The organism is Streptomyces sp. NPDC030862 (assembly GCF_055571835.1).
The window spans coordinates 342,428-368,889 of the sequence record NZ_JBVIEN010000004.1 but is presented as its reverse complement, the minus strand read 5'-3'; the positions used below and the strand labels follow the sequence as shown (position 1 = coordinate 368,889).

The window sequence follows — 26,462 nt, the reverse complement described above, 5'->3', positions numbered from 1 at the left end:
ACGTTCGCCGTTTCAGTCGGCGGCCTGCCCGCCCGTTGCCGCCGGGACGGGTTCTTCCGGCGCCGGTGGCAGGGCGCGTAGTCGGCTCACCGGGGACAGGACGAGCGCGATCAGCACGGTGGCGGAGCCGATCGCCGCCACGGTCAATGCCCCCCGAGCGCCGATCCAGCCGGACAGCAGGCCCGCGAACAGGCCACCGAGTGCGCCGCCGCCGAACAGCAAAGTGCGGAAGACCGCCGTCATCCGGCCCATCATCGACTGCGGGGTACTGGCCTGGCGCAGGCTGACGATGACGACGCCGGCGACGCCGAGCCCGAGGTAGGTGCTGAAGAAGGAGAGGACGAACATCCCCACCATCACCGGCCGGGGGCCGGTGGCCAGCACGATCAGCGCCGGGCCGACGAGGAGGGCCGACTGGGCGACGAGGTAGACGAGACCGAGCCGGAAGCGCCGGATGACCCTGCGGGAGATCGCCGCGCCGATCAGGCCGCCCACGGAGGCCGTGGCGAAGATGCCGCCGAGGGTCGTCGAGTCCAGGTGCAGATCGCGGGTTCCGTAGAGCAGGAAGATCGTCCATACGGAGATCATGGAGAGGTTGCAGCAGAACCCGATCAGGGCCAGCGACCGCAGGACCGGGTTCTTCAGTACCAGGCGCAGGCCGTCCCGGAGTTCGGTGGGCAGGTGCCGTCTTGCCGCGGGCGGTGCGGGACGGGGCTCGGGCGTGCGGATGAGCAGCAGCGAGATCAGGGACGCCAGATAGGAGAAGGCGTCGACGATCAGCGCCACGGGCGCAGCCAGGGCACCGACCAGGACGCCCGCGAGCCCGGGCCCTGCCACATCGGCCGCCGATGAGCTCATCCCCATCTTCGCGCCGGCTTCCACATAGTGCTTGGGGTCGCGTACCAGGGTGGGTACGTACGACATCCAGCTCACGTCGAACAGGACCGAGGCGACGCCGACTGCGCAGGCGATCACCAGCAGCGATCCCATGCTGAGCACGTCCGTCCAGTACAGGACGGGGACGAGAGCCAGCAGGATCATCCGGACGAGGTTGGCGCCGAGCATGATCCGCCGCCGTCGGGCCCGGTCCACCCACACCCCGAACACCAGGGCAAGCCCGAGGTACGGGACGAGCTGCAGGAACCGCAGGATGCCGACCTGCTCGTCGGTGGCGTTGAACGCGATGATGGCGGTGAGCGGCAGCGCGAGGTTCGTGACCTGCGTGCCGAGGAGCGAGAGGGTCTCGCCGAGCCAGAACTTGAGGAAGTCGCCGTTGCGCCAGAGGCTCCCCGTAGACGGCTCCTCGGTGCGTGTCTGTGTGGCGGTCATCGCCGTCCTTGGCCGGCGAGGTCCGCGACCGCGTCCGCCACGTGGTCCACCTCCTCCTCGGTGTTGTAGTAGTGCGGCGACAGGCGCAGGCACCAGTCGACGTCCTTGTCCCCGAAGTCGAACTGTGCGAACTCGCGGAAGCTGAGCGCCGAGTTGATGCCTCGGGCGTCCATGGCCGCCTTGAACGGCTGCGGCTGCCAGCCCGCTACCTCGAAGGTGACGAGCGCGGCGAGGCGCGGGCCGCGGTCGAGCACACGCACCCCCGGGATCGGTGCGAGCCGGTCGCGGAGCCGGGCCGCGAGCGCCGGGGTGCGCTGCTCGACGGCCTCGATGCCGACCGTGCGGGCATAGCGCGCGGCGGCAGCGCTGCCGAGCACCGTGGCGTACGGGAACTCCCACTCCTCGAACCGGGCCGCCGTCGCTACGGGCTCGTAGCCGCCCGGTTCGGTCCAGCGGGCCCCGTGCATGTCGATGAACAGCGGTTCGTAGCCGGCACGCAGGACGCGATCGGATACGTACAGGAATCCGGAGCCGCGTGGGCCGCGGAGGAACTTGCGGCAGGTGGCGGTGAGGAGGTCGCAGCCGATCTCCTCCACGTCGATGACGAACTGGCCCACCGACTGGCAGGCGTCGACGAGGTAGAGCAGGTCCAGCTCCCGGCAGTGGCGGCCGATCTCCGCGACGGGCGAGACGAGGCCCGAGTTGGTGGGGACATGGGTGGCGGACACCAGGCGGGGGCGGTGGGTCCGCATCAGCGCGGCCATCGCCTCCACGTCGACCCCGCCCTCGGCGGTGTTGGGCGCGTGGACGATGCGTACGCCGAATCGCTTGCGCAGGGACAGGAAGGCGATCTGGTTGGAGACGAAGTCGTCGCGAGTGGTGAGGATGACGTCGTCGGCTTCGAACGGGATCGACGACAGGGCGTTGGCGTAGGCGTGGGTGGCGCTGCCCGCGAAGGCGATGTTGTCGGGCGTGGTGTTGATGAGGGCGGCGATCTCCGTGTAGAACGCGCGGACTTCGGCGGCCTGGGCGGCCGAGGCCTCGTAACCACCGATCCGTGCCTCGAGGTTCAGATGGCCGACCATCGCGTCGAGCACCGGGGCCGCCAGCAGTCCGCAGCCCGCGTTGTTGAAGTGGATGACCTGGCGGCACCCCGGGGTGTCGGCCCGCAGGGCGGCGACGTCCAGCCGAAGTGCTTCCCGACCAGGACCGAAAGCGCTACTGTTATCTCTCATGAACGACAGTAGCACTTCTGGCGAGTTGGCCGACAGCCTCCGCGCGCTGCTCTCCCGGCTGTCGCCCGGCGACCGGCTGCCGAGCAGCAGGGAGCTGACCAAGGAGTACCGGGTCGGTCCTGCGACCGTGGCGCGGGCCATCGCCGCGCTGGCCGCTGAGGGCATGGTGGTGACCCGTCCCGGCAGCGGGACGTACGTGGCGCAGCGCACCCGGCTCCACGACGGAGCCGGTGCCACCGACACGTCCTGGCAGACGGTCGCCCTCACCGACCGCGCCGTCGACACCCACCTGATCGCCGACCCGCTCGGTCCGCCGCCGGCCGGGACGATCACGATGGACGGCGGCTACGTGCACCGCTCGCTCCAGCCCACCCGGGCCCTGAGCGCGGCGCTGGCGCGAGCGGCACGCCGCCCGGACGCCTGGGACCGCGCCCCGGCCGGCGGCCTGATGGCGCTGCGCACCGTGTTCGCCCGGATCATCGGCGGCAGCGTGGCGCCGGAGGACGTGCTGGTCACCGCCGGCGGGCAGAGCGCCCTGTCGATCGCATTCCGGGCCATCGCCGGGCCCGGCAGCCCGGTCCTGGTCGAGTCCCCCACCTATCCCCGGGCCCTGGCCGCCGCTCGCGCCGCGGGGCTGCGGCCCGTTCCGGTACCGCTCGACGCCGACGGACTGCGGCCCGACATGCTGGCCGACGCGTTCGCGATGACGGGCGCGCGACTGCTGTACTGCCAGCCGACCTACCAGAACCCGACCGGCACCGTGCTCGCGCCCGAACGGCGCCGCCAGATCCTCGATGTGGCGCGCGCCTCGGGCGCGTTCGTGCTCGAGGACGACTTCGCACGGCACCTGGGGCACGGCGGCGCCGTGCCGCGGCCGCTGGTCGCCGACGACCGCGACGGCACGGTCGTCCACGTCACCTCCCTCACCAAGCCCGCCGCACCGAGCCTGCGGATCGGGGCGCTGGTGGCCCGCGGGCCGGTCATGGAGCGCATGCGGGCGGTGCGCCTGGTCGACGACTTCTTCGTCACGCGCCCGCTCCAGGAAGCCGCGCTGGAAGTGCTCAGCTCCCCCTCCTGGGACCGGCACGTCCGCGCTCTCGGTACGGCCCTGCGGGAGCGGAGCGCCGTGCTGGCCGCGGCGGTCGCACAGGAGGTACCCGGCGCCACCTTGGCCGGCTTGCCTACGGGCGGACTGCACCTGTGGGTTCGCCTGCCGTCGGGCGTGGACGACACGGTCCTCACGGGCGCCGCCCGGCAACGCGGCGTCGCCGTGAGCGCCGGCAGTCGCTACTTCGCCACCGAGCCGCCGGCGGCTCACCTGCGTATCGGGTTCGCCGCGACGGCCGATCACGCCGAACTGACCGAGGGTGCACGCCGGCTGGGAGCCGCGCTTGCGGATGTCGGCCCTGGGCGGTGAGGTGCCCGTCAGGCGTCCAGTGAGGTGAAGCCTCCGACGATCGCGCCGTAGCCGATGTGGGCGAAGACGGTGACCAGGGGCGTGCTCGGTCCGTAGTTGAGCATCAGAAAGCCCGGCGGTTCCAGCAGCGCTGTCTGTGGGGCACTGGTCAGCGGGCTGCCCATGCGCGGGTGGACGAGGGGCAGCAGGATGTTGACCAGTGCGGTGCCGGCGAACAGGCCGTGGGCGAGCCCGAACAGGGCACCGAGCCACCAGCCTGTCCGGTCGATGGCCACGAAGACGGCGAAGTAGACGAAGGCGAAGACCTGGCCGTTGAGGAAGTGCATCAGGTAGCCGATGGCCTTGGCGCGGGTGCGGTTGACGGTCACGGCCGTGCCGAGGAGGAACGGCAAGTCCATGCGGGTCAAGCGCAGTTCGCTGGCGGCGCGCAGTGCGGTCGTCAGCGCGAGGGTGCCGACGAAGGCGCCTGCTGCGGTTCCCCACGCGTTCACCGTGCCGTGTCCTTGCTCGCGTCGGTGATGGCGCAGGCGGCGCTGATCAGTGCCAGGTGGCTGAGGCCCTGGGGCAGGTTTCCCAGGAAGTCGCCGGTGGCGGGGTCGATTTCCTCGCTGTAGAGGCCGACGTCGTTGGCGAGGCCGGTCAGCTCGTCCATGAGGTCGATGGCCTGCGGGAGGCGGCCGGTACGGGCGAGGGCTTCGGCGAGCCAGAAGGAGCAGGCGAGGAAGGCGCCTTCGCCGCCCGCGAGTCCGTCTTCCCCCGCGTACCGGTCGACGTACGGTCCGTGCCCCAACCGGCCGGCCAGAGTGGTGATCGTGGCCCGCATGCGGTGATGGTCGCCGCCGTATCCGTAGAGGTGGCCCAGCAGGACGGCGGCGTCCAGGTCGTCTCCGTCGGCGGCGCGAACGTAGCAGTTGCGGCGGTGCGAGAAGCAGCGGGTCTCGATGAACGCGGCGATCGCGTCGCGTGCGCCATGCCAGCGGGGCAGATGCCGGTCGGGGACCAGGCCGCGTTCGGCGAGGTCGGCGGCGCGGTCGAGTGCCACCCAGCACATCATCTTCGACTGGGTGAAGTGCCGGGGCGTGCTGCGGACCTCCCAGATGCCCGCATCCGGCTGCCGCCAGGCGGTGCAGACGAGGTCGGCGAGCTCCGCCAGGCGGCGTGCGACGTCCGCATCCAGCCCTCCCGTGGCCTGCGCGTAGAGCCAGGCGGTTTGCATCAGCTCGCCGTACGTATCCAGCTGGACCTGGCCCACGGCGGCATTGCCGACACGGACGGGCCCCGAGCCGCGGTAGCCCTCCCAGGGCAGGGTCTTCTCCGTGGTGCGGTGGCCGCCGTCCAGCCGGTACAGCACGTTCAGGGCCGGGTGCGTGAGCTGGGAGGCGTGCATCAGCCACCAGAAGTAGGCGTGTGCCTCCGCCGGGCAGCCGAGCCGCAGGAAGGCGGCCAGGGTGAAGGCGGCATCGCGCACCCAGGAGAAGCGGTAGTCCCAGTTGCGGGCGCCGCCGATCTCCTCCGGCAGCGAGGTCGTCACTGCCGCCGCGACCGCCCCGGAAGGGGCGTAGACCAGCAGCTTCAGCACCAGAAGGCTGCGCATCACCGCCTGTTGCCACCGCCCGGTGTACAGGCGGTCGTGCGCCCAGCTCTGCCAAGCCGTACACGTGGCCTCCAGGCGCGCCTCGCACTCCGAGCGGGCGGGCAGGACGACGGGCTCCTGATGAGCGAAGGGCATCGCGAGCAGTGCACGTCGGCCCGCGGCGAGCTCGAAGCGGCCGCTGACGGCATCCCCGTCGCACACGGGCTCGCCCGCCTCCCAGGCACAGACCGCAAGTGCGTCTCGTCCGACTGTCGCCACCAGGACACCGTCGCGCCGGGCGAGCCGGGTGCGGCGCGTGCCGTAGCCGAAGCGGGGCTGCACGCTCCAGGCCAAGGGCACGGACCCGGACAAGCCGTCCACGCGTCGCAGAAGCTCCCGCATCGGGGTGAGAGCCGTGTCGTCGTGGAGGGTGAGTGCGTCGGTGACCCGCACCGTGCCGTAGGCGGTGACGAAGGTCGTCTCCAGGACGTTGGTGCCGGGTACGTAGCGGCGCTCGGTCCGGTAGGGCACAGAGGGTGCGAGCGTGAACCGGCCGCCGCGGACGGCGTCCAGTACGGCGCCGAACACCGCGGGCGAATCCAGGTCGGGCAGGCCCAGCCAGTCCACCGCCCCATCCCGGGCGACCAGAGCGGCTGTGCGGCCGTCACCGATCACCGCGTACTCCCGCAGCGGAGCGTAACCGGCCCGGCGCACGCACCTCACCGACGGGTCCGGGGCGGTTCCTGTTACCGCCCGACCACTGATGCTTCCCATGACACGACTTTCCTCCGTGGGCTGCTTACCCGCCCGCTCCGCACGCTCCATGACTCTAGGGTGCGGCTGCCTCACCCCGATCCTGGTCCGAGCGGCGGGACCCCTTCGGCGGCCAGCCGGTCCAGATTCTCGCTCATGGCCTTCTCCTTTCGGGCGATGCCGCTACGCGCTCTCCGGGGCACCTGTGCCGACGGCGGCTGCAGCTTGTCGCGGCTGCCGCGGCAGGCCATGGCGGGTGGGACGACAGAGGGGCTCACCCGCCCACCCGCCTGTCCGCCTTCTGCAGCCGCTGGCTGCCAGCTGCTGGCTGCCGGCTGCCGTCAGTGCGACGGCCGCTTGCCGTGGTAGCGCTGGGCGAGCCGGGCCAGGGCCACCGCGCCGAGCAGGAGGCCGAAGTCGCGCAGCGCGATGTCGTAGTGCCCGGGGATGGTCAGCAGGTTGACGATGATGCCCGCGAGCCATCCGGCGACCAGCCAGCCCCCGAAGCGCGGGACCAGGGCGACGGCGAGGCCGGCCACGATCTCGATGACGCCTACGGCGTACATCGCCGCCTGGGCGCTGCCCGGGACGACGTCGTTGATCCACGGCGCGAGGTAGACGGGCCAGTCCACGAGCAGGTTCGTGAACTTGTCCAGCCCGAACAGGATCGGCGCCACGGTGAAGCCGCTGCGCAGGATGACGAACGCCTGGTAGCCGGGGTCCGTCAGCGCGGCCCGCCGCGGGGTGACGGACGTGTCGGTGGTGGTCGGGGACGACATGACGCCCTCCTTCTATCGAGAACTCTTACTAGCAATAGAAGTCCGCGGACCTTCTTTAGTCAATGGCCGTGTGTTTTACACTGGTGTTCGTGGACGACCCGAAAGAAGCACCCAGCGCCGACGTCTCCGCCGTCGCCGCGCTCGACGAGCCGACCCGCAGGAGGCTCTACGACCACGTCGTGCGCCAGCCGGGACCGGTCAGCCGCGACGAAGCCGCCGAAGCCCTCGGCCTGGCCCGGCCGACCGCGGCCTTCCACCTGGACCGCTTGGCCGAGGAATCACTCCTCGACGTCGTCTATGAGCGGCGCAGCGGACGCACCGGCCCGGGAGCCGGCCGACCGGCCAAGCTGTACAAGCGCTCCGGCAAGCAGGTCAGCGTCACCCTGCCGGAGCGGCACTACGAACTCGCCGGGCGGCTCCTCGCCCAGGCCCTGGAGGAATCCGAGGCGACGGGCGAACCGGTGCGGACCGTCCTGCACCGCAAGGCACACGAGCTGGGCAGACAGCTCGCCGCACAGAAGCAGGCGGGAGTCTTCGACCTGCTGGAAGGCAACGGGTTCGAGCCCCGCCACGACGGTGACGCCATCGTCCTGGGCAACTGCCCCTTCCACGCGCTCGCCCGCGACCACACCCAGACCGTGTGCGGCATGAACCTCCACCTGCTGCGCGGTGTGCTCGAGAGACTCGACGAAGAAGGGCTCCAGGCGTACCTGGAACCCAGCCCCGGCCACTGCTGCGTCCGCCTGCAGCCGGCTTCCCCACCGCCCACGCGGGAGCGGCGCCCCTGAAACCGCCGCCACTTGCCGCCGCCACTTGCCGTCACCTGCCGCCCGCAGGACCTTGCCGACCTACGAGGAGTACGTCATGGACTTCGCCACACCGGCCCCGGACAGGGCAGTGGATGAGGCCGGCCTCTCCCCCAGCTTCGCCGCCATACCCGCGCCCCAGAGCACGACGCCCTCTGTCACCCCGCTGCGCGTCGTCCACGACACCGGCGGCGTCGATCTGGCCGCAGCCGAACGCGCCGCCGCCCAGTTCCTCGATGCGCTCGGCATCGACACCGGTACCGAGAGCCTTCACAACACGCCCGGCCGCATGGCCCGCGCCTACGCCGAACTGTTCAGCCCGCGCCCCTTCGACCTGACGACCTTCCCCAACGACGAGGGTTACGACGAGCTGGTCCTGGCGCGCGGCATCCCTGTGCGCTCGGTGTGCGAGCACCACATGCTGCCCGTCGTCGGCACCGCCCACGTCGGCTACCTGCCCGGCCACCGCATCCTCGGCCTGTCCAAACTCGCCCGTGTCGTCGAACACTTCGCCTGCCGCCCACAGGTTCAAGAACGCCTGACCAAGCAGGTCGCCGACTGGCTCCAGACTCAGCTCGAACCAAAAGGCGTCGGCGTCGTGATCGAAGCCGAACACACCTGCATGACCCTGCGCGGGGTCCAGGCCACCGGCTCCAGCACCCTCACCTCCACCCTCCTCGGCACACTCCGCCACGACGCCCGCTCCCGCGCCGAATTCCTCTCGCTGACCGGCCTGACCGCCTGACAGGTCGCCATATCGCGCTCAACGGTTCACTCTGGCGATCGGCTTCGGCGCCGTCGGCTGCGTCGGCTGCGTCGGCTGCGTCGGCGACGATCAGCTCCGGTTCGGCGTGAACAGCCAGATCACTCACGACCGCGTCGGCGATCTCCGCGACGTGTTCGGCTGATCCCAGCAGGACCGGCAGTACAGGTGCGCGGGCATGGCTCAGGCCGAGACAGGCGTACGGGACAGGGCGGTGCGCAGCGCGAAGAATCCGAGCAAGCCGCCCGATGCGAACCGCTGAGCGGTCATCACGCGGGGCCGAGCGGCCAGAAACCCCGACACCCGTGCTGCGCCCAGCATGATCACCGCGTTCACGGAGAGCCCCACGACGATCTGCACACCGCCGAGCTGGAGCAGTTGCGCCCAGTCCGGGCCCGCCTGCGGCTCCATGAACTGGGGCAGAAGAGCGGCGTACAGGAGAGCGATCTTGGGGTTGAGCAGGTTGGTCAGGAGCCCCATCGAGAACAGGCGGGCGTCAGAGACCGGAGGCAGGTCCTGGGCGGGGGCGAAGGGCGAGCGGCCACCGGGCTTGAGCATCTCCCAGGCCATATAGGCCAGGTAGGCGGCCCCGGCGAGCTTGACCACCGTGAACGCCAGCGGCACTGCAGCGAACAACGCGGACAGGCCCGCGGCCGCGGCCAGGAGGTAGCACAGGAATCCCACGGCGGTCCCGCTCAGGCTGACCAGGCCCGCCCTGCGGCCTTGGGTGATCGCGCGAGAGGCGAGGTGGATCATGTTCGGCCCCGGAGTCAGGGCCATGCCCAGTTCGACCAGGGCCACTCCCCCCACTGCGGCCAGACTGATCACCGGTCAACTCCTGTCCGTTCGCCGGGTACCCGGCACCCGAAGTGGGGCGGCGCCCGGCTCCGACGGGCGGCTGCGATGCATCGGCATCGCCTGCATCAGGATACGGCCCTGCCGTTCGGCGTCTCCGTGCCCCCTGACTCCAGCCGGCCGATCGCATCGACGACTGCGGCCGCCGCTCCTCCTGCGGCGAATCCGGGGAGCCTTATCGGCGCGTGGCTACGCGAACCGGGCGGAGTTCCGGAGGCCAAGGAGTGGTGAGATATGCGTTCTAAGGGTGACTTTGGGCCCTTTATGGCGGCACTTCTTGGGATCATGGTCTGGCTGTCTCGACCCTTGGGAGCTCACTCATGCGTCATTCCATCACCGTGGCAGTGTTCACTGCCGCTCTGGCCGTGTCCGTGCCGCTGGTTGCAGCGCCGACGGCGCAGGCCGCGGCCGGCGAGGTCTGCTTCCACACGGAGCCCGGGTACCGAGGCGCATCATGGTGTTACCGCCCGTCGGGCTATGCGGATGTACCGGGTTTCCTGCATGACAGGGCGCGGTCTTTCGAGTCCAACTCGGACATGGTCGTCTATGCGATCGATCACGCCGGAGGCCACTGCTACCACCGGCGCATCTGGGTCGGCGACCGGGACCCCAACTGGGCATGGGGCACCAGGATCGATGGCGTAGCTACTGACCCTCAGGGCTGCGAGCCCAGCTGAGACATGTAGACCTGCCGGGGACGACGCGTCCGGCGGCGAACGTGCGGCTTCCGCGCGACCCGCCGGCGCCGTCGAGGAGGGCTCTCCACCAGGTGACCTCAATCAACGCCTGCCTGCCATGCAGCACCTCACAGAGCCGCTTCCGCCGTCGGAGTGGAAAGCCGAGCTGTCCCGTGGCCGAGGAGATCCGCGTAGCCCCGGCTCAGGTCGTCGCGTTCGACGTACGCCACCTTCCGGGACCGATCTGACGCCGTGGCCGTACGAGCGCCGGCGCCATCGGCCCGAGTCGCTGTTCGCCGAAGCCACCGCCCTCGGGCCGCCGTGGGCACCGTGCTCGATGACGCTCGACCGAATCCTGGGCGCGGAGGGCCTCGTGGCCAAGCCACTGCTCCAGCCTTACCGGCCGGGAGGCGAGGTCGGCGAGGTCGGCGAGTTGGCCGCACCACGTCCGTGCTCCACCGGGCACCTGCCGTGCCCTCGGCACCGCGTGATCGTTTGAAGCGGTGTGACGATCAACGCTTCCTCGGTGCGGGCCATGGGCCGGACCGTGGTGGCCGCCACGCTGACGGTGCTGCTCGCCGGGGCCTGTACGGCACGGCCGGAACCGGCACTGCCTGCCTCGGAGCAGGGCCGCAGTGACCTGATCGCGACCGCCGAGCAGCTCCTCGTGAACCAGTGCCTGCAGGCTCGCGGCGCCGCCGGGCCGCCCCCACGGCAAGAGGTGCTGTTCGGGACCGGGCCTGCCGAGCTGTCGATCACGCTGGCCACCGGTTACACCGTCCGTGCCCACACCGACGGCTGCCTGGCCGAAGCGCACCGCCACCTCTACGGCGACCAGGAACGCTGGTTCCACGCTCAGGTCACCGTCAACAACCTGCGCCCCGAGGCACAGGCGCTACTCCGCGAGGACCCCGCCTACCGGGTCGCTCTCGCCCGCCGGGCCGCCTGCGCCGACCATGACACCTCGTGCGTCCGCGCCAGCGGCCTCGAGTCGCTGCGGGAGCGGCTGGAGCCGGCCCGGCTCGCACAGGTCCGCGCCGCGCACCGCGACGACATCACCACCTACGACCGCCTGCGCGACCGCGCAGTGCGGCGCGCGGCCGGCCTCTTGGCCGACCGCCCCACCCCCCTACGGAAAGGCAACGCACCCTCATGACCCTCAGCAGGCTGCTCACCTCCGCCGCCGCGGCCTTCCTCGTCCTCACCGGCAGCCTCGCCGCCGCCGCTCCGGCCGGCGCGGCCGACTGCCCGTCCGGCCACTTCTGCGCCTGGGAACACGCCGACTACCAGGGCCAGCGGGCGAACTGGCACGGTGACGACGGCTGGTGGGAGGGCCACATCGCCGACGCCGACTCCTCCTGGGCCAACCACGGCATCGTGGGACCGGGGGTCCCGGCCTTCGTGCAGGTCTACGAGGACGCTTGGCAGGGCGGCGGCATGACCATCTGCCTCGCACCCGGCCAGGAGGTCCACTGGAACGGCGTGGCCAACGACCGCGGCGACTCCCACCGGTGGGCCCACGGCTGCTGAGACCCGACCGCACCGCCCGTGGGTCTGCCGTACTGCGGCAGGCCCACGGGCGCTCACGGTCGGCCCGGCCCTCCCGCCGCGAGACCGGGCTCATGCCGTGACCGGCAAAGGGGCGCCATCGGGCCTTCCGTGAAGGATCTTGAGATGGGTGTAATGCCGGGTGACGGTGAACACCGGTGTCCGTCGCGGCTCGGTGTTGGACGGAGACGGGCGGAGAGATGACGGCAGGAGAACGTCGGGGTGCCATAAAGGAGCCGGCGCGGTTGGGCTGGGAGCTCATGCCCCTGGAAAGCGTCGGGCCACTGTGCTTCGGCATGGGCGTGACCGAGGTCGCCGCGGTGCTGCCGGGCATGTCCGAGCTGCGTCGGTTCCAGGCTGACCCCTCATCGCGGGAGATCCTCGGTGTGGAGTTCGGCGCGGGTCGTGAAGAGCCTGCCGTGTACGGCTACTTCATCGACGGCCGGTTGTTCTGCGTTGCGGTCGAGGCGGTTCACGGACCGCAGGTGACGCTGTGGGGGAGGGAGTTGACGGCTTGCGTTCCAGCCGACCTGGAGGAGTTCCTCTTGCACGCCGACAGGTGCGGGGTGGCCGATGTTTCCTATGGTCCGCGGGGAAACCCGGGAGTGAACGGGCTTGGCCTGGTGGTGCGGGTGCAGGAGGTCCCCGGCGGCGTGGCGACCCGGCCGATCATGGTGGGCCGGAGTTGGGCCGATCGGTGCACCGACGACTGGGAAGGCGCAATCCCTGAATGCGAATGGGTGGGCCGCCTGTGGCCCTATGCGGGTCAACCGGAAACTTGGCCCCCGCCTGGCCACGGGACGCATTGGGGTGACTGGCAGCCGCCCTTCTAGCCCGCCCCTTTCAGGCCGGAGCCCTGCCACCGAGGCGTCACCGTGGCCGCCGCCGTTCTGAGCACTCTCTCGCTCGTACGAGCGGTCTCCCGTTTGAGTGGGTGGTGCGAGGGAACACGGCCTGTGTGCCGCGGTGCCCGCCTCCGGTCGTGAGGAGCACGGGGACAAGCCCGGCGGTTGCAGAAGCGGAACGGGTCACGACACCGCGGCACGCCATCGGCGCCGCGTCCCCCTGCGTGTGCGGTGGCGAAGCAGGGCCATAGAGGGGCCCGGACAGCGGCGAGGGATAGCGGTACCTTCCACGTCAGCGCGGTCACCGCCACCGCCATGTGTCCGTGCACGTCGGGTGTGCGCGCGCCCCGAGCGGGAAACAGGCGATCATGGCCGACGTGACGGAGTGGGGAGAACTCGACCGGCGCCTCACGCGGCGTGCGGTGCATTGGACGTCGCCTTTGGCGCGCCGGGTCCTGCCGAAAGCGCGAACCGCGGCCGAGCATACGAAGTTGTGGTGGGCCGCGGCAGCGGTCATGTCCGCCGTCGGTGGCGGCCGGGGCCGGACGGCCGCGGCGGCGGGGATCATCGGCATGGGGGTGGCGGAGCTGGTCTCCAACGCCGTGTGCAAGCCGCTGTACGACCGCCGCCGCCCGCCCGAGGACCTCGTCCCTCGCGATGCGGTGCGGGATCGGCCGGACAGTTCCTCCTTCCCCTCCGGGCACACCGCGGCGGCCGTGGGCTTCACGGTGGCGGTTGCGGGCGTCTGGCCCGGGGCGGCGTCGGTCTGCGCGATACCGGCCGCCATCGTGGCCGTGGAGCGGGTGCATTCCGGCGCCCACTACCCCAGCGATGTCGCCGGGGGCGCCGCCATCGGCCTGGCGGCGGGCTTGCTGGTACGTCGATCGCCCCGCCTCCTGCTGCGCCACGCCACCCGGAAGGCCCGTGGGCGTCTGACCGGATGACGGACAGCGCCGCCGAGCGCGTGCGCGCTACCCACCATCGGGACGGCTGCACGGCTGCACGGCTGCACGGCTGGACGGCTGGACGGCTGGCGCACCCTGGTCCCGGCGCCTCTCCCCGCTCGTCGGATCAGTGCTGGTCGGGGTCGGCCTCGTCGGCGCCGCTGCTGATCGGCTCGGCTGGCCGCCCCCGCTGGTGCCGTAGCCGCCGGGGACACCCGGGACGCTGTCGGCGTCCGCCTGCTCACGAGTGATGTGCCGGGTCGCCCGGACGTTGGAGCGCCGCTCCGGGTGGGGGTAGCTGAACGGCTGGGCCTCGGCGCGCTCCTCCTCGGCCTCGCGTCGGGCCCGTGCCTGCACGCTGCCGGACGGGTTCCGCGCGGCGGCCTGGGGATGACGCCGACCTGCGCGAGCGCGGGCTTCCGTGCCTCGCCACTTGACCCGTCCCCCAAGGGCCGGGTTTAGCGTTCTGTTCCGACGAGGAGGTGCACATGCGTGCAGGTGAGGCGGCCGTGGCCGCCGGCGTGACGATCAAGGCGCTTCGCTATTACGAGGATTGCGGTCTGCTCCACCCCGGCCGTGCGGCCAACGGCTACCGCGACTACACCGCGGAGGACGTCCGGCTGGCGGAGGAGATCCGCAGCCTTGGGGCGCTCGGCCTCACTCCCATGGAGACCAAGCCGTTTCTCGCCTGCCTGCGCGCGGGCCACGAGGAGGGCGACCACTGCGCGGAGTCCCTGGCCGCCTACCAGCAGAAGATCGAGGCGCTCGACCTTCTCGTCGCCCGGCTGGCCCACAGCCGGGAAGAGCTGATCCGCCGCCGGGACGCGGCGGCCCGGCGAGGTTTCCCCTCCATCACCCAACCACTGAAGGAGCCCGACAAGATGCTGCCCAAGGCCGACCCCCTGCCCTCCGGTCTGCCGGCCCCGGTGGACGACGGCGCCGCCGCCCACCTTCCGGGCCTTACGCTCCCCGCTCTGTCGTTCACCGGCACGGACGGCAGCCGCATACGCCTGGACACGGTCTCCGAAGGCCGCTGGGTGCTCTTCCTCTACCCGCTGACCGGAGACCCGGCCGCCGACATCCCGGAGGGGTGGAACGACATCCCGGGCGCCCGCGGATGCAGCCAGGAGGCGTGCAACTTCCGCGACAACCTGGATGCGCTGCGCGCCGAGGGCGTCGATCGCGTCCTTGCCCTGTCCTCGGACCGGGCCGACTACCAGCAGGCGCTCGTGGACCGCCTGCATCTGCCCTACCCCATGCTCTCCGACCCCCGACTCACGCTCGCAGACGCGCTGAAGCTCCCGACGTTCGAGGCCGACGGACAGACGTTGTACCGGCGCATGACCCTCGTACTGCGCGGTGCCACCATCGAGCACGTCTTCTACCCGGTCTTCCCGCCGGACACCCACGCCGACGAAGTGACGCAGTGGTTCCGCAACCATCGCGACGCATGACCGCATCGATCGAAGCCGTACCCGGCCCATGGCAGCCGTAACGGCCGCCTCAGCCAGACCAGTTGTGCATGCGCTCCGGTAGGGCAGTTGCGGCGTGAGGAGCATGCCTCGCCGTACGCGGTGCAGTTCGTGCAGGCAGTCGTCGAGGTCGACCGACGGCCTGGTGATCCATGGCGCATGATGAGCCGCATGGAGCACATAACGAAGACCACCGGTCACTGGGTGCCGTCGGTCGTTCTGCGCATCGGCACAGCCGACGCGGAGACGGCGGCGTTGCTGCTGGACTCCTCCGGCCGGGTCCGCGGTGATGCGGATCTGGTCTTCCACGGTCAGCCCGCGCACCCGTCGGGCGCGGTCCGGCTCGGCCCGGCCGGGCTCGCCCTGGATCTGAACGGGGTCGAGCCGGAGGTAGAACGGATCGTGGTAGCCGGCTGGACCCGGCACAGCGCCTTCAGGGCGATCCCCACGCTCAAGGCCGTCGCGCCGGACGGAGCAGACATCGTCACGTACACGGTGGCGGAGGAAGCAGAGGTGTCGGCGGTCGCCCTCGGCGCCTTCTTCCGGGAGGCGGACGGCTGGAAGTTCGAGGGGCTCGGGCAGGGCTACGGCTCCGGGCTCGCGGGGCTCATCACGTCGTACGGCATCGAGGTGGCCGACGCGGACCGGCCGGCGATCCTGTCGGGGCCGGTGCCGCTGACCGGTGTGGTGAAGATGCCTGGTCAGGTTCCGCCCGAGGAGGGGGCGTACGTGCCGGGACTCTATCCGCCGCCGGAGCGGCCGTATCGGTTGGTCGAGGGATGGGAGTTCGGCCCGGTCTTCGAGCCGTTCACCGCCGAGGGGCAGGGCAACCAGGTGGTCACGGTCGGCGCCGGGCTGCCGTCCGGTCCGGTCCTCGTCGAGGTCGCGCATGAGGGCGAGGGGTACTTCGCCCTCTGTCCGCTCGACGAACGCAACAAGGACGAGGAGTACGTCTTCGCCGTATCGTTGCCCGACCTGCGGGGCAGCCGCGTCGTCCACGCGCCCAAGGACCGCCCCCTGCGGTTCCGGGTCGTCGCCGAGAACCGGTGGATCGTACGGGTGAAGCCGATGGCCGCTGCCCGCCGGCTGGAGGGGGTCCTTCACGGTTACGGACCCGAGATCCTCATCCATCCAGGCAAGGGGGTCGACTTGAGAGTGGACTTCGCCGGGGGTCCGGGCCATCGCGGTGGCCTCGTCAGCGTCGCGGCACACGAGGTTGCCGGCCACTACCGGATGCGGCTCGATCCGGCTCGGCTGCTCCACGACTCCGGGGCGCTTCGGCAGACGGTCCCCGTCATGGACGGCCCAGTGGTGATGGACCACTACGCCCTGGGTCCTTGGACGCTCACCGCGAAGGAGCTGAATTCCTAGACGACGCCTTCAAGTGATCTCGCGTGGTGGATCAAGGTGTCGTGATACGCCGCCGTGAACTGCCCGACGAGGCAGCGACGGAGGCCGCCCGCCGTCCTTCGACGCAGCGAGCGGACCGACGTCACGCCGGCACCGGCACCGGCACCGCAGCTTTCGGCATTGCGCGGAATCCTTGATCATCTTGGTGCCGTTGCGGGTTACGGTGGCGCCTGCCACATGCCATCTACCGCTGGAAGAAAGGCAACTTCGTGAGCGCATTTGACGGTTCGCAGTCGGCGCCGAGCGCGCGGCCCGGGGACCTTGAGCGGCTCCTGGTCACGGCAGCGGATCTGGACGCCGCGGGCCTCGACGACTTCACCGAGCTGGCGTCGCCCTCGTCCGACGAGGACCCGCCGCCGATGACCGGCCCGACCCCGGAACTCACGGCCCTGCTGAACAGGGCGTTCAACGACAAGGCCGCGGGAGAGGTCAGGACCTCGTTCATGAACGCCGACTCCTCGATCGTCGTCGACGAGGGGGTCTCGGAGCGGGCGGCAGGGGCGGCCGTGGCCTGGATGGCCGACATGCGGCAGGTGTACGCCCAGTGCGCCGCCTGGACGATGAACATCGGCGAGCAGGAGATCACCGTCCAGGTGGTGGATCCGGCCGATGATCCGAGCGAGCCGCTCAAGGTGGAGCAGAGGTTCGGTGACGAGGCATTGATGCGTACGATGCTCGCCGGTCCGGTCGGACAGCAGGCCCGGATCACCACCCTTCTGGTGCGCGACGGCGACCGGGCTCTGGAACTGACGTTCCGCAGCTTGGCGGGCGAGCCCGGTGGGCCCGAGGAGGCGCGGCTCACCGCCGCGATGTCGAAGTTCCTTGAGCTGGCTCCGGCGAAGTTCCTGAGTGTGCCGCTCGGCTAGGGCCTACCGCTAAGTGAGTGCCGCTGTCCCACGCCTCCACCGGCGGCACGCGAGGCACCAGCACCTGATCAGAAAGGCATGCGACCGCGGGCCCGGCGGCCGGCTGAGCCGCTGCGGCCCACGGCGCGCGAACTGGTGTGGAAGGGCTTGCTCAGGAGCCGGCCCAAAACGCCGGGCGCCTTCCCTCCGGCGCGAGCGCCGGCACCGAGGGAACGCTGGGTGCCGCGTTCGGGGTGGCGGGAGATGCGCGGGACGAAGAAGGCCAGCACGGCCAGGACCACACATACGGCGATGACGGCGACCACGATCATGAGGGGCTCCTTTGGACGGGTGAGAGTCGTCTGCCCCGACGCAGCGTCCCTATGTACGGTGCGCCCAGTCCCGCTGCAGCCGCACCGGGACCCCTCACCGGTGGCCCTGCCCCGCGCGTCCTACAGGAACCGGCGGATCGGGGCGACGGCGGCCTCGCGCAGCCGTTGGGTGGTGGAGCGGCGTGTCCAGCGGCCCTTCTCGATGCGTTCGCTGGCCAGGAGGTCTTCGTCGAAGTGCCGGTCCAGGGTGGCGGTGAACTCCTCGTCGAGGACGGCGAGCATGACCTCTTCGTCGTGGTCGAGGGAGCGTCGGTTGAAGTTGGTGGAACCCACCAGCGCGGCGACCTGGTCGACGGTGATGACCTTGGCGTGCATCATCGTCGGCTGGTACTGGTAGATCTTCACTCCGCAGTCGAGCAGGTCCTCGTAGTGGTGCTGGCCGGCCAGCTGGCAGACCCGCTTGTCGGTATGAGGCCCGGGAAGAAGGATCTCCACCTCGACGCCGCGCCGGGCGGCAGCGCACAGCAGGTCGATGAAGTAGGCGTCGGGTGCGAAGTAGGCGGTGGCCACGCGGAAGCGTTGCTCGGCGGATTCGAGCATGACCCGGATGAGGGTCTGCATGTCCTGCCAGCCCAGGCTGGCCGAACCGCGCACGACCTGCACCACCGCGTCCCCGTGCGGCGTATGGCTGGTGAAGCGGTCCCGGTCGTCGAAGAGGGTGTCGTGGCATTCGGCCCAGTTCTGGGCGAAGGCGGCGGCGATGCCGTCCACCGCGGGACCGCGTACCTGGACGTGGGTGTCGCGCCACTCGTTCTCGTTGCGGGCATCGCCGCACCACTCCTCGGCGATGCCCACCCCGCCGGTGAACGCCGTGTGCTCGTCGACGACCAGCACCTTGCGGTGGCAGCGGTGATTCTGTTTGAGCGGGGAGAGGTACAGGGGCTTGCGGAACCAGGACACTTCGGCCCCGGCGTCCTCCATCAGGTCCAGCAGGTCCTGTTCGATGAGGCGGCTGCCGAAGCCGTCCAGCAGCAGTCGTACCCGTACCCCGTTACGGGCCCGGTCGGCCAGCGCCCGGGCGAACTCACGGGCTATCTCCCCGCGCCAGTACACGAACGTCATCATGTCCACGGTGTGCTCGGCGCCGCGGATGCCGTCCAGCATCGCTGTGAAGATCTCATCCCCGTTGCGCAGCGGCACCAGAGCGTTGCCCTCGGTGGCGGCGATGCCGATCAGCCGCTCCAGGCGCCGCCGCATCCGCTGCTTACGTTCGGACACCGGCAAGGCCGACGGCACCGTGGCCTCGGCTGACAGCTCCGGCCCGCTGCTCACGCTCGTCATGGCTTCACCTGCCGGTCGGAAAAGGGGCTGCCCCGCTCGTCCGGCTGCCGCCGGGGCGAGCCGACTGTACACACCCACCTACGACGCCTGACACCTCGCGGCCCCGGGCAAACGCGGCAGAACAATCGGCGACCATCGCTCCTGTGGGGCTGGTCCCGGGCACACGCTCACACGCGCCGCGAGCGCAGCCACATGAAGTAGTCGTCGACGTCCAGGACTTCGTCGCTCGTCAGACGGGCCGGGTTCCACCGTGTCGCGCGGCCGCTCCGGAGGAAGCCCTGCGGGAGGCTTGTGCCGTACGTCTCGACGTACTCCGCCGCGTCGCGCCGCCAGAACCAGGTGCCGTCGCTCAGGATGGCGGAGCCGCCGGTGACGGTGAACCGTCCTTCCAGGACGTCCTCCGTGTAGCCCATGAGGGCGATGATCACGGGAGCGTTCCTCAGGTACGCGCCGATCGCCCCGCGCTCGTCCTCCGGGATCGCTCCGCCGCCTTCCGCGAGCTCCTTCGCCACCTGGGAGAAGGCCGACTGGCCGGCGATCCGGCCGAAGACTCCCAGGGGGGTCACTTGACGCATCTTCTTCCCTCGGTGGTGTGTTCACCCCCACATGCCGAGAGCCATCTCGTCGAGCAGAGCCGACCAAGGGCTGTCGGGACCCAGGGGGGTTTCGTCGTAGTGGGCGATGCACCTCTTGAGCCGGTCGACGGCATCCATACGCGCCTGATAACCGGCTTCGTCTGTGGGCAGCCCCTTGCACTCCTTCTTCGTCCCTTCCAGGAGGATCAGGGATTGCGCGAGCGAGGAGACGTCCGCGTGGAAGGGCACGTAGTCCTCGCCCTCAGGAAAGGCGTACACCTTCCCGTCGGTGGGGTCGAGCGCGACCAGAGAGTAGTGGAACGTGCCCAGAACCTCCCATCCGCAGGCCTCGGGAGGACAGAGACCATCGCGATGCTCCAGCGCGGCGCGCAGGCTGGGCGTGCAGGTCAGCCGCGCCGCGTCGTCCAGGTCGTCCCTCGACGAGAACGCGTTGTCCGCATCGATGGACGGCAGACCGACGTTCGCCAGGAACTCCGCGGTAGCGGCGTGGAGCGTTCCGGCGCGTGGGCGCGGGAAGTACGTGACACGCGTTATCCCGAACGTGGCGATCAGTTGCCCGGGCGTGACATCCACCAGCATGACGTGCTTCTCCTCCTCCGGCAGAGCGTCTCACACGACCGGAGGAGGTCGTCTCGGCGCCATGGCGGCGGTGACGGCCCTGGGCGCGGCCCGGGGGCGGGCCGACGTACGCCTCGCGGCGGCGCTTGACGGTCCGCAGCCCCGCGGCTCATGCGCCGGTCGCCGGAACCGGCGAGAGGTGCCAGAACCCGGCGTAGCGGCCGCCGAGGCGCAGCAGTTCGTCGTGGGTGCCCTCCTCGACGATCCGGCCGGCGTCGAGGAAGACGATGCGGTCGGCGTGGTGCACGGTACCCATCCGGTGAGCCACCATCACCACGGTCCGGCCCGCCGTCAGCCGCTCGATGCCGGCGTGGACGGCCGCCTCGTTGACGGGGTCCAGGGCGGAGGTGACCTCGTCCAGCAGCACGATCGGCGCGTCCTTCAGCAGCGCCCGGGCGATCAAGACCCGCTGGCGCTCGCCGTCCGACAGGCGCGCGCCGCCCTCGCCGACGGGGGTCGCCCACCCGTCGGGCAGGCGTGCGACCACCTCGTCGAGTCGCGCGGCGCCCGCCGCCGCCCGCACCTCGGCCGCGGTGGCGTCGGGGCGGCCGAGGCGGACGTTGTCCTCGATGGTGCCGTCGAAGAGGTGGACGTCCTGGAAGACGATGGCGAACCGTGCCATCAGGTCCGGTGCGGCGATCCGCCGTGGAGGCGGGCGGCTCGCCGTGGAGGGGGTTCGCCGTTCAGGCGAGCTCGGCCACCTCCTCACCGCTCCCTCGTAGGTTCAGTGCGGGGTGAACCCGGCGGCATCCGGCGGCGCCCCGGAAGGACGGCCTCCACTTCGGCCGTCGTCATTCCTCGCGCCGCCCGCGGCCCCGTCCGTCACCCCGTGGCGGCCAGTCGCTCGCGCCACCAGGCCACCGTCGCCTTGACCTGTTCGTCGAGGGGGGTGGCCCGTACCGTGAACGCGGCTTCGTACGCGCTCGCGTCGGCCACGAACGGGCGGTCGAACTGGTAGCGGATCTCCTTCACTTCGCGGATCAGCGGGGAGAAGACCGACGCGACCGCCAGCAGGGCCGGCGACAACCTGCGCACCGCGACCGGTCCCGTGCCCGCCTCGGCGGCGAGGCGGTCGACCATCTGCCGGACGGACAGGGCGGGCTGCGTCGGGACGTGCCAGGCGCGTCCCCAGGCCCGTTCGTCGCCCGCGACCTCCACCATGGCCCTGGCCACATCGGGGATGTAGCTCCAGCTGTGCGGGGCGTCCGGGTCGCCGAGGGCGGCGACCGGCTTGCCGCGCAGCAGCCGCGGCATGACGCGGGCGGCCAGGTGGCCGCCGTCGGTGACGCCGGGGCCGAAGAAGTCCGAGGGCCGCACCTCGACCGCCCTGATGCGCCCCTGCTCGTGCAGGGCCCGCGCCTCCTCCCACAGCGCGGCGCGCAGCCGCCCCTTGGGGCCGGTCGCCGCGAGCGGCAGCTGCTCCGTCAGGGGGCCGTCCACCGGGCCGTAGCCGTAGAGGTTGCCCAGCATGACGAGGACGGCCCCGGTCGCCTCGGCCGCCGCACAGGCCGCGGCGGCGAGCGGCGGCCATTCGCTCGCCCAGCGGTGGTAGGGCGGCCCGGCACAGTTGTGGATCGCGGCGGCGCCCCGCGCCGCCTCGGTCAGTCGCCCGCCGTCCGCCGCGTCCCACGCGAGGTGCTCGATCCCGGGCTCCGCCGGGCGGCCCGACCTGGTCACCACCCTTACCTCATGGCCCTGTTCGGCCAGCAGCCGGGCGGTGGCGGCCCCAGCGGGCCCGAATCCTATGACGACATGAAGACTCACCCTCGAACACTAAGCGAAAGAACTTCCGACTACTCTGCCGTTTCCTGTTATCCGCCCAACCCTCGGCGGTCTCCCAAGCGGTGCACACAACGCGCACCGCCGTCGGAAAAGAGTGGACACGGACCGTGACCCAGCAGAGCATGGCGCCCTTGATCGAGGCCGCACGCAACGGGGACCAGAGCGCTCAGGACGCGCTCGTCGCCGCCTGGATGCCCCTGGTGTACAACATCGTCGGCCGGGCCCTGAACGGCCACGCCGACGTCGACGACGTCGTGCAGGAGACCATGATCCGCGCCCTGGAGGGGCTGGGCGGGCTGCGCGACCCCGCGAACTTCCGGTCGTGGCTCGTCGCGATCGCCATGAACCAGATACGCCGGCGCTGGCGCGACCACCACTCCGCCCCGGTCACCGGCGCGCTGCACGACGCGTACGACGTCGCCGACCCGGGCGCCGACTTCGTCGACCTCACGATCGTGCGCCTCGGGCTGTCGGGGCAGCGCCGGGAAGTCGCCGAGGCCACCCGCTGGCTGGAGACCGACGACCGCGAGCTGCTGTCGCTGTGGTGGCTGGAGGCGGCGGGCGAACTCACCCGCTCGGAGGTCGCCGCCGCGATGGAGCTGTCGCCCGAGCACACCGCCGTACGCGTCCAGCGCATGAAGGCCCAACTGGAGACGGCCCGGCTGGTGGTGCGCGCCCTGTCGGCCGCGCCGCGCTGCCCGGAGCTCGCCGCCCTCGTCCACTCCTGGGACGGCGTGCCGTCCGCCCTGTGGCGCAAGCGCGTGGCGCGCCACGCCCGTGCCTGCGCGGCCTGCTCGGGCCACTCGTCGGGGCTGGTCCCCGCCGAGGGACTGCTCGTGGGCCTCGGCCTGGTGCCGCTCGCGGCCGCGGCCCTCCGGAACGGGGCCGTACAGGACGGGGCCGAGCAGGACGTGACGCCGACCGGTGCCACGGCCCCGGTGGCGTACGGCGGTCCGCGTGAGCCGGGCCGGGGCCCGGGGCGGGGAAGCGGGCGCGGGCAGGGCGGCCGGGCCTCCCGGCGGGACCTCAGGCAGCGTTCCCGGCGCAGGCGCCGCACGCTCGCGGTGGTGCTGGGCGTCGCCGTGGTCGGCGGGACGCTGGGGGTCGTCCAGCTGTGGCCGGGCGCCCGCGACGCCGAGGACGGCGGGACCGTGCGGACGGCGGCGGCGCCGGAAGGCTCCGCACCGGCCGTCCCCACCGCCACGAAGGCCCCGAACACCCCGAAGGCCACGCCGTCTCCGAGCGCGACGCCGACGGCGTCACCGACCCCCTCGAAGAGCGCGTCCTCCTCCCCCGCCGCACCCCGCGAGTCCGCGCGGCCGAGCACCACGCCGCCCCGGGCCACCCCGTCCAGGAAGCCGGCCGCGTCCTCGCCGTCGAACCGCCCGCCGAGTGGCGGTTTCGCGCAGCAGGTCACGGAGTTGGTGAACCGGGAGCGCGCGAAGAGCGGCTGCGCGCCGGTGACCATGAACGACAAGCTCGCGACGGCGGCCCAGCGCCACTCGGAGGACATGGCCGCCCGCGACTACTTCGACCACACCTCCCCCGACGGGTCGGGCCCCGGTGAGCGGGTCTCCGCGGCGGGCTACGCGTGGAGCACCTACGGCGAGAACATAGCGCGGGGGCAGCAGAGCCCGGCGAGCGTGGTCGACTCGTGGATGAACAGCCCCGGCCACCGCGCCAACATCCTGAACTGCGCCTTCAAGGAGATCGGCATGGGCATCCACTCCGGCTCGGGCGGGCCGTGGTGGACGCAGGTCTTCGGCGCGCGGAACTGACGCGCGACCACTGACGCGCGATCACCGACGTGCAACCGTTGGTGCGGTAGTGACGTCCTGTCAGATGTCCCACCGTACGAACGAAAGGCACACGACTGTGCGACCCGTCGAAGCCCGTGCGACCCGCCGGACCGTCCTGACCGCCGGAGCCGCCGGGGCCGTCGCCGCCCTGGCCGCCGTATCCCTGCCCGCCGCCGCGCACGCGGCGGCGCCCCGGGGAGCCGACCGGCGCTTGCGCGCCCTGGAGCGGGAGCACAACGCGCGGCTCGGCGCGTACGCGTACGACACCGCCACGGGCCGCACGGTCGCGTACCGGGCGGACGAGCTCTTCCCGATGTGCTCCCTCTTCAAGACCGTGGGCGCGGCGGCGGTCCTGCGGGACCTGGACCGCAACGGCGAGTTCCTGGCCCGCCGCATCCACTACACCGTGGAGGACGTCGTGCGCGCCGAACACGCGCCGGTCACCGAAAAGGCCCGGAACCTCGCCAACGGGATGACGATCGCCGAGCTGTGCGCCGCCTCCATCACCCACAGCGACAACGCCGCCGCCAACCTCCTCCTGCGGGAGCTGGGCGGCCCCACCGCCATCACCCGCTTCTGCCGCTCCCTCGGCGACGACGTCACGCGTCTCGACCGCTGGGAGCCCGAGCTGAACACCGCGGAGCCGGGGCGGGAGACGGACACCACCACGCCCCGCGCCATCGCGCGCACGTACGCCCGTCTCGTCCTGGGCAACGCCCTCGCCCCCGGTGACCGCCGCCTGCTCACCGACTGGCTGCTCGCCAACACCACCAGCGTCGAACGCTTCCGCAAGGGGCTCCCCGCCGACTGGACGCTCGCCGACAAGACCGGTGGCGGCGACTACGGCACCAACAACGACGCCGGGATCGCCTGGCCCCCCGGCCGTCCGCCGGTCGTCCTGGTCGTCATGACGACCAAGCCGGAGAAGGATGCCCCTTCCGACAACCCGCTGGTCGCCAAGGCGGCCGCCGTGCTGGCCGACGCCTTCGGGGACGCCGTGTGAACGGGGGCCGGGTGTACGACGACGAGCGGCTGGCGGGCGCCTACCAGTCCGGCAACGAGATGCCCGAGGAGTCCCTCCGCGACTGGACGGAACTGATCGGCTCCTTCGCGGGCCGTCCCGCCCCCTCGGTGGTCGAGGTCGGCGCGGGGACCGGCATGTTCTGCTCGGCGATGGCCCGGTGGCTGCGGCCGTCGCGCGTGGTCGGGGTCGACGCCTCCGAGGCCATGCTGCGCCAGGCCCGCCGCTTCAACTCCCACCCGGGGGTCCACTACCTGGTGGGCACCGCGGAAGCCGTGCCCACCGGCTCCGGGCTGTTCGACCTCGCCCTGCTGTCCCGGGTCGTCCACCATGTGCCCGACCGGCGCCGGGCGGCCCTCGAACTGGCCCGCGTGCTCCGCCCCGAGGGCGCGGTGGTCATCCGGACGACGTTCCGGGAGCGGCTGGACGCGCTGGTGTACGACTACTGGCCGCGCCTGCGCGAGTTGGACGAGCGGCGGTTCCCGTCGGAGGCCGAGGTGCTGGAGGACTTCGCCGGGGCCGGTTTCACGGTCCGGACCGTCACGTCGTTCGCCCGGCCGGTCACCGCGACCCTCGGGGAGTACCACGCCCGCATGGTCGCCCGGCCGCAGTCGAAGTTCACCCAGCTCACCGCCGCGGAGTTCCAGGCGGGCCTGGCCCGCCTGGAAGCCGCCGCCCACGCCGAGGCGGGGGCCTCCCCCGCGCCGGTGGTGGAGCGGTACGACGTGGCCGTGCTCGCGTCCGCCGCCTGACCGCGGGTACGCGTACGGGCCCTGGCGCGGGCGCGGCGTACGCCGATCGAGTGCCGGGGCGCCGGCGGTGGATACCCGGGGCCTCGCCGGGTACCCGGCGCTCCATGAGGGAGCGCGCACTGTGGCAAGGGCCCGGAAGCACTCCTCCAGCCGTGGAGAGGGCGTACGCATGCGGCGAAAGCTCGTGGACACCGGGCTGGTCCGGACGGTGTGCCGGTACGTGGCCCGGCGGCGCCGGGCGCCGGCGCTGCACCCGGACGGCCTGAACTGCTCCGGGGTGCTGACCGTGCCCGGCTCGGCCCACCGCGCCTGGGGGGTCGCGCTGCTGGACGAGCCGGGGACGTACCGCGTCACGGCCCGCTGGTCGCGGGCGCTCGGGCTGCCCGAGCGGCTCCCGGACGGCTTCGGTCTCGCCCTGCGGGTCGAGGACGCCTCGGGGCCCGGACGGCCCTGGGACCTGCTGCTCACCACCAGCGGCGCGGGGCGGCTGCTGCGCCATGTGCCGCTGCCGCGCCGGCGTCCGTTGCGCGGCCCGTACGGCACGCTGACGGCGTACCGGGTCGGGCGGCGGACCTGCTGGCTGGCGGCCGTGCCGCGCGGGCCGCACCGCTCGGTGCGCGGGGGCCTCGGGGCCGTACAGGGGCGGCTGGGGCGCGGGGACGTGGTCTTCGACCTGTGCGTCGCCGCGCGGGGGCAGCCGTGGCGGCCCGTGGCCGTGCTGACGCTGTCGGCGCGCCTTCCGTGGACGGGCGCCTCGCCGGGGTACGACCCGTACGGGCGCAGCGCCCCGGGCCTGCGGCCGAGCGACCGGCTGCGCGCGCTGCGCAGGGAGGCGTACGGCGGTTCCCGTGAGGGACGCGCCGAGCAGGGCAGGTGAAGGGTGGGCCGCGCCCACCGGACCGCGGTGCGCGCGGTCGTGGAACAGGCACGGCCCGCCGCCTGGTGGCGGACGGGCCCCTGAGAAAGCGGG

At 71.8% G+C, this 26,462-nt stretch carries 25 protein-coding genes and 1 pseudogene; 14 read left to right on the top strand and 12 right to left on the bottom strand.

Annotated features, from left to right (window positions below; translation table 11 throughout):
• Positions 1–12: 12 nt before the first annotated feature.
• Both ACZ42X_RS13480 and ACZ42X_RS13475 read right to left on the bottom strand, forming a co-directional pair.
• On the bottom strand, positions 13–1,329 hold the full coding sequence (locus ACZ42X_RS13480) for an MFS transporter (RefSeq protein ID WP_468288262.1): 1,317 nt from the start codon (positions 1,327–1,329) through the stop codon (positions 13–15).
• Positions 1,326–2,564, bottom strand: a complete 1,239-nt coding sequence (locus tag ACZ42X_RS13475; RefSeq protein ID WP_468288259.1) for an aminotransferase class V-fold PLP-dependent enzyme — start codon at positions 2,562–2,564, stop codon at positions 1,326–1,328. The genes ACZ42X_RS13480 and ACZ42X_RS13475 overlap by 4 nt, the downstream gene beginning before the upstream one ends.
• Here ACZ42X_RS13475 and ACZ42X_RS13470 point away from each other — a divergent pair.
• A complete protein-coding gene (locus tag ACZ42X_RS13470; protein WP_468288256.1) occupies positions 2,563–3,981 on the top strand; it encodes an aminotransferase-like domain-containing protein in 1,419 nt (472 codons plus the stop codon). The genes ACZ42X_RS13475 and ACZ42X_RS13470 overlap by 2 nt on opposite strands.
• Before the next feature lie 8 nt (positions 3,982–3,989).
• Here ACZ42X_RS13470 and ACZ42X_RS13465 read toward each other — a convergent pair whose 3' ends face one another.
• The 3 genes from ACZ42X_RS13465 to ACZ42X_RS13455 form a co-directional block, all read right to left on the bottom strand.
• Positions 3,990–4,472, bottom strand: a complete 483-nt coding sequence (locus ACZ42X_RS13465) for a hypothetical protein (protein WP_468288254.1) — start codon at positions 4,470–4,472, stop codon at positions 3,990–3,992.
• Positions 4,469–6,328, bottom strand: a complete 1,860-nt coding sequence (locus ACZ42X_RS13460) for a glycoside hydrolase family 15 protein (RefSeq protein WP_468288251.1) — start codon at positions 6,326–6,328, stop codon at positions 4,469–4,471. The genes ACZ42X_RS13465 and ACZ42X_RS13460 overlap by 4 nt, the downstream gene beginning before the upstream one ends.
• A gap of 320 nt (positions 6,329–6,648) precedes the next feature.
• Positions 6,649–7,086 (bottom strand): hypothetical protein, encoded by a 438-nt coding sequence (locus tag ACZ42X_RS13455; RefSeq protein WP_468288248.1) that lies wholly within the window; start codon positions 7,084–7,086, stop codon positions 6,649–6,651.
• A gap of 83 nt (positions 7,087–7,169) precedes the next feature.
• Between ACZ42X_RS13455 and ACZ42X_RS13450 the strand changes: the two genes are divergently transcribed.
• A complete protein-coding gene (locus tag ACZ42X_RS13450; protein WP_468288773.1) occupies positions 7,170–7,874 on the top strand; it encodes a helix-turn-helix transcriptional regulator in 705 nt (234 codons plus the stop codon).
• Between the two features lie 76 nt (positions 7,875–7,950).
• Positions 7,951–8,637 carry a GTP cyclohydrolase I FolE gene (folE, locus tag ACZ42X_RS13445; protein WP_468288245.1) on the top strand — a complete coding sequence of 229 codons (687 nt, stop codon included), beginning with the start codon at positions 7,951–7,953 and terminating at the stop codon, positions 8,635–8,637.
• Between the two features lie 201 nt (positions 8,638–8,838).
• Here folE and ACZ42X_RS13440 read toward each other — a convergent pair whose 3' ends face one another.
• Positions 8,839–9,483, bottom strand: a complete 645-nt coding sequence (locus tag ACZ42X_RS13440) for a LysE family translocator (protein ID WP_468288242.1) — start codon at positions 9,481–9,483, stop codon at positions 8,839–8,841.
• 1,209 nt (positions 9,484–10,692) lie between these two features.
• Between ACZ42X_RS13440 and ACZ42X_RS13435 the strand changes: the two genes are divergently transcribed.
• The 7 genes from ACZ42X_RS13435 (at position 10,693) to ACZ42X_RS13405 (ending at position 17,272) form a co-directional block, all read left to right on the top strand.
• Entirely contained in the window at positions 10,693–11,343 is a 651-nt protein-coding gene (locus tag ACZ42X_RS13435) for a hypothetical protein (RefSeq protein ID WP_468288239.1), read from the top strand.
• On the top strand, positions 11,340–11,717 hold the full coding sequence (locus ACZ42X_RS13430; RefSeq protein ID WP_468288236.1) for a peptidase inhibitor family I36 protein: 378 nt from the start codon (positions 11,340–11,342) through the stop codon (positions 11,715–11,717). The genes ACZ42X_RS13435 and ACZ42X_RS13430 overlap by 4 nt, the downstream gene beginning before the upstream one ends.
• A 263-nt stretch (positions 11,718–11,980) precedes the next feature.
• On the top strand, positions 11,981–12,568 hold the full coding sequence (locus tag ACZ42X_RS13425; protein ID WP_468288233.1) for a hypothetical protein: 588 nt from the start codon (positions 11,981–11,983) through the stop codon (positions 12,566–12,568).
• Between the two features lie 527 nt (positions 12,569–13,095).
• The gene (locus ACZ42X_RS13420) at positions 13,096–13,524 is read left to right on the top strand and encodes a phosphatase PAP2 family protein (protein ID WP_468288230.1); all 429 of its coding nucleotides are present in this window, start codon (positions 13,096–13,098) and stop codon (positions 13,522–13,524) included.
• 488 nt (positions 13,525–14,012) lie between these two features.
• Complete coding sequence (locus ACZ42X_RS13415; protein WP_468288227.1) at positions 14,013–14,978, top strand: MerR family transcriptional regulator; 966 nt, start codon at positions 14,013–14,015, stop codon at positions 14,976–14,978.
• A 189-nt stretch (positions 14,979–15,167) separates the two neighbouring features.
• Complete coding sequence (locus ACZ42X_RS13410; protein ID WP_468288225.1) at positions 15,168–16,367, top strand: TerD family protein; 1,200 nt, start codon at positions 15,168–15,170, stop codon at positions 16,365–16,367.
• A gap of 248 nt (positions 16,368–16,615) precedes the next feature.
• Positions 16,616–17,272, top strand: a complete 657-nt coding sequence (locus ACZ42X_RS13405) for a hypothetical protein (protein ID WP_468288222.1) — start codon at positions 16,616–16,618, stop codon at positions 17,270–17,272.
• 68 nt (positions 17,273–17,340) lie between these two features.
• On the opposite strand, the gene ACZ42X_RS13400 is transcribed toward ACZ42X_RS13405, so the two are convergent.
• The 6 genes and pseudogenes from ACZ42X_RS13400 to ACZ42X_RS13375 all read right to left on the bottom strand — a co-directional run bounded on the left by ACZ42X_RS13400 (position 17,341) and on the right by ACZ42X_RS13375 (position 21,902).
• Positions 17,341–17,583, bottom strand: coding sequence for a DUF6411 family protein (locus ACZ42X_RS13400; protein WP_361416723.1), 243 nt, complete (start codon positions 17,581–17,583; stop codon positions 17,341–17,343).
• A 120-nt stretch (positions 17,584–17,703) separates the two neighbouring features.
• The gene (locus tag ACZ42X_RS13395; RefSeq protein ID WP_468288770.1) at positions 17,704–18,840 is read right to left on the bottom strand and encodes a phospholipase D-like domain-containing protein; all 1,137 of its coding nucleotides are present in this window, start codon (positions 18,838–18,840) and stop codon (positions 17,704–17,706) included.
• A 251-nt stretch (positions 18,841–19,091) separates the two neighbouring features.
• Positions 19,092–19,490 (bottom strand): hypothetical protein, encoded by a 399-nt coding sequence (locus ACZ42X_RS13390; RefSeq protein WP_468288219.1) that lies wholly within the window; start codon positions 19,488–19,490, stop codon positions 19,092–19,094.
• A gap of 30 nt (positions 19,491–19,520) precedes the next feature.
• Positions 19,521–20,099: an SUKH-4 family immunity protein gene (locus ACZ42X_RS13385; protein ID WP_468288216.1), complete on the bottom strand. Its 579-nt coding sequence runs from the start codon at positions 20,097–20,099 to the stop codon at positions 19,521–19,523.
• A gap of 148 nt (positions 20,100–20,247) precedes the next feature.
• Positions 20,248–20,784 (bottom strand): annotated as a pseudogene (locus ACZ42X_RS13380) (ATP-binding cassette domain-containing protein); the annotation flags it as partial.
• Positions 20,785–20,960: 176 nt separating this feature from the next.
• The gene (locus tag ACZ42X_RS13375) at positions 20,961–21,902 is read right to left on the bottom strand and encodes an NAD-dependent epimerase/dehydratase family protein (protein WP_468288213.1); all 942 of its coding nucleotides are present in this window, start codon (positions 21,900–21,902) and stop codon (positions 20,961–20,963) included.
• Between the two features lie 125 nt (positions 21,903–22,027).
• On the opposite strand from ACZ42X_RS13375, the gene ACZ42X_RS13370 reads away from it, so the two are divergent.
• From ACZ42X_RS13370 to ACZ42X_RS13355, 4 genes are all read left to right on the top strand, one after another.
• A complete protein-coding gene (locus ACZ42X_RS13370; protein ID WP_468288210.1) occupies positions 22,028–23,698 on the top strand; it encodes a sigma-70 family RNA polymerase sigma factor in 1,671 nt (556 codons plus the stop codon).
• A gap of 64 nt (positions 23,699–23,762) precedes the next feature.
• The gene (bla, locus tag ACZ42X_RS13365) at positions 23,763–24,722 is read left to right on the top strand and encodes a class A beta-lactamase (protein WP_468288207.1); all 960 of its coding nucleotides are present in this window, start codon (positions 23,763–23,765) and stop codon (positions 24,720–24,722) included.
• Entirely contained in the window at positions 24,719–25,492 is a 774-nt protein-coding gene (locus ACZ42X_RS13360; RefSeq protein WP_468288205.1) for a class I SAM-dependent methyltransferase, read from the top strand. Before bla ends, ACZ42X_RS13360 begins: the two co-directional genes overlap by 4 nt.
• Before the next feature lie 169 nt (positions 25,493–25,661).
• Complete coding sequence (locus ACZ42X_RS13355) at positions 25,662–26,369, top strand: phosphodiesterase (protein ID WP_468288202.1); 708 nt, start codon at positions 25,662–25,664, stop codon at positions 26,367–26,369.
• Positions 26,370–26,462: the final 93 nt, after the last annotated feature.

What these genes read in the sequence shown, in the direction of transcription:
- ACZ42X_RS13480 (WP_468288262.1), bottom strand. Translation starts at nt 1,329, where the DNA reads ATGACCGCCACACAGACACGCACCGAGGAGCCGTCTACGGGGAGCCTC.
- ACZ42X_RS13470 (WP_468288256.1), top strand. Translation starts at nt 2,563, where the DNA reads ATGAACGACAGTAGCACTTCTGGCGAGTTGGCCGACAGCCTCCGCGCG.
- ACZ42X_RS13475 (WP_468288259.1), bottom strand. Translation starts at nt 2,564, where the DNA reads ATGAGAGATAACAGTAGCGCTTTCGGTCCTGGTCGGGAAGCACTTCGG.
- ACZ42X_RS13460 (WP_468288251.1), bottom strand. Translation starts at nt 6,328, where the DNA reads ATGGGAAGCATCAGTGGTCGGGCGGTAACAGGAACCGCCCCGGACCCG.
- ACZ42X_RS13455 (WP_468288248.1), bottom strand. Translation starts at nt 7,086, where the DNA reads ATGTCGTCCCCGACCACCACCGACACGTCCGTCACCCCGCGGCGGGCC.
- folE (WP_468288245.1), top strand. Translation starts at nt 7,951, where the DNA reads ATGGACTTCGCCACACCGGCCCCGGACAGGGCAGTGGATGAGGCCGGC.
- ACZ42X_RS13430 (WP_468288236.1), top strand. Translation starts at nt 11,340, where the DNA reads ATGACCCTCAGCAGGCTGCTCACCTCCGCCGCCGCGGCCTTCCTCGTC.
- ACZ42X_RS13420 (WP_468288230.1), top strand. Translation starts at nt 13,096, where the DNA reads ATGTCCGCCGTCGGTGGCGGCCGGGGCCGGACGGCCGCGGCGGCGGGG.
- ACZ42X_RS13415 (WP_468288227.1), top strand. Translation starts at nt 14,013, where the DNA reads ATGCGTGCAGGTGAGGCGGCCGTGGCCGCCGGCGTGACGATCAAGGCG.
- ACZ42X_RS13410 (WP_468288225.1), top strand. Translation starts at nt 15,168, where the DNA reads ATGGAGCACATAACGAAGACCACCGGTCACTGGGTGCCGTCGGTCGTT.
- ACZ42X_RS13400 (WP_361416723.1), bottom strand. Translation starts at nt 17,583, where the DNA reads ATGATCGTGGTCGCCGTCATCGCCGTATGTGTGGTCCTGGCCGTGCTG.
- ACZ42X_RS13395 (WP_468288770.1), bottom strand. Translation starts at nt 18,840, where the DNA reads ATGCGGCGGCGCCTGGAGCGGCTGATCGGCATCGCCGCCACCGAGGGC.
- ACZ42X_RS13385 (WP_468288216.1), bottom strand. Translation starts at nt 20,099, where the DNA reads ATGCTGGTGGATGTCACGCCCGGGCAACTGATCGCCACGTTCGGGATA.
- bla (WP_468288207.1), top strand. Translation starts at nt 23,763, where the DNA reads ATGTCCCACCGTACGAACGAAAGGCACACGACTGTGCGACCCGTCGAA.
- ACZ42X_RS13355 (WP_468288202.1), top strand. Translation starts at nt 25,662, where the DNA reads ATGCGGCGAAAGCTCGTGGACACCGGGCTGGTCCGGACGGTGTGCCGG.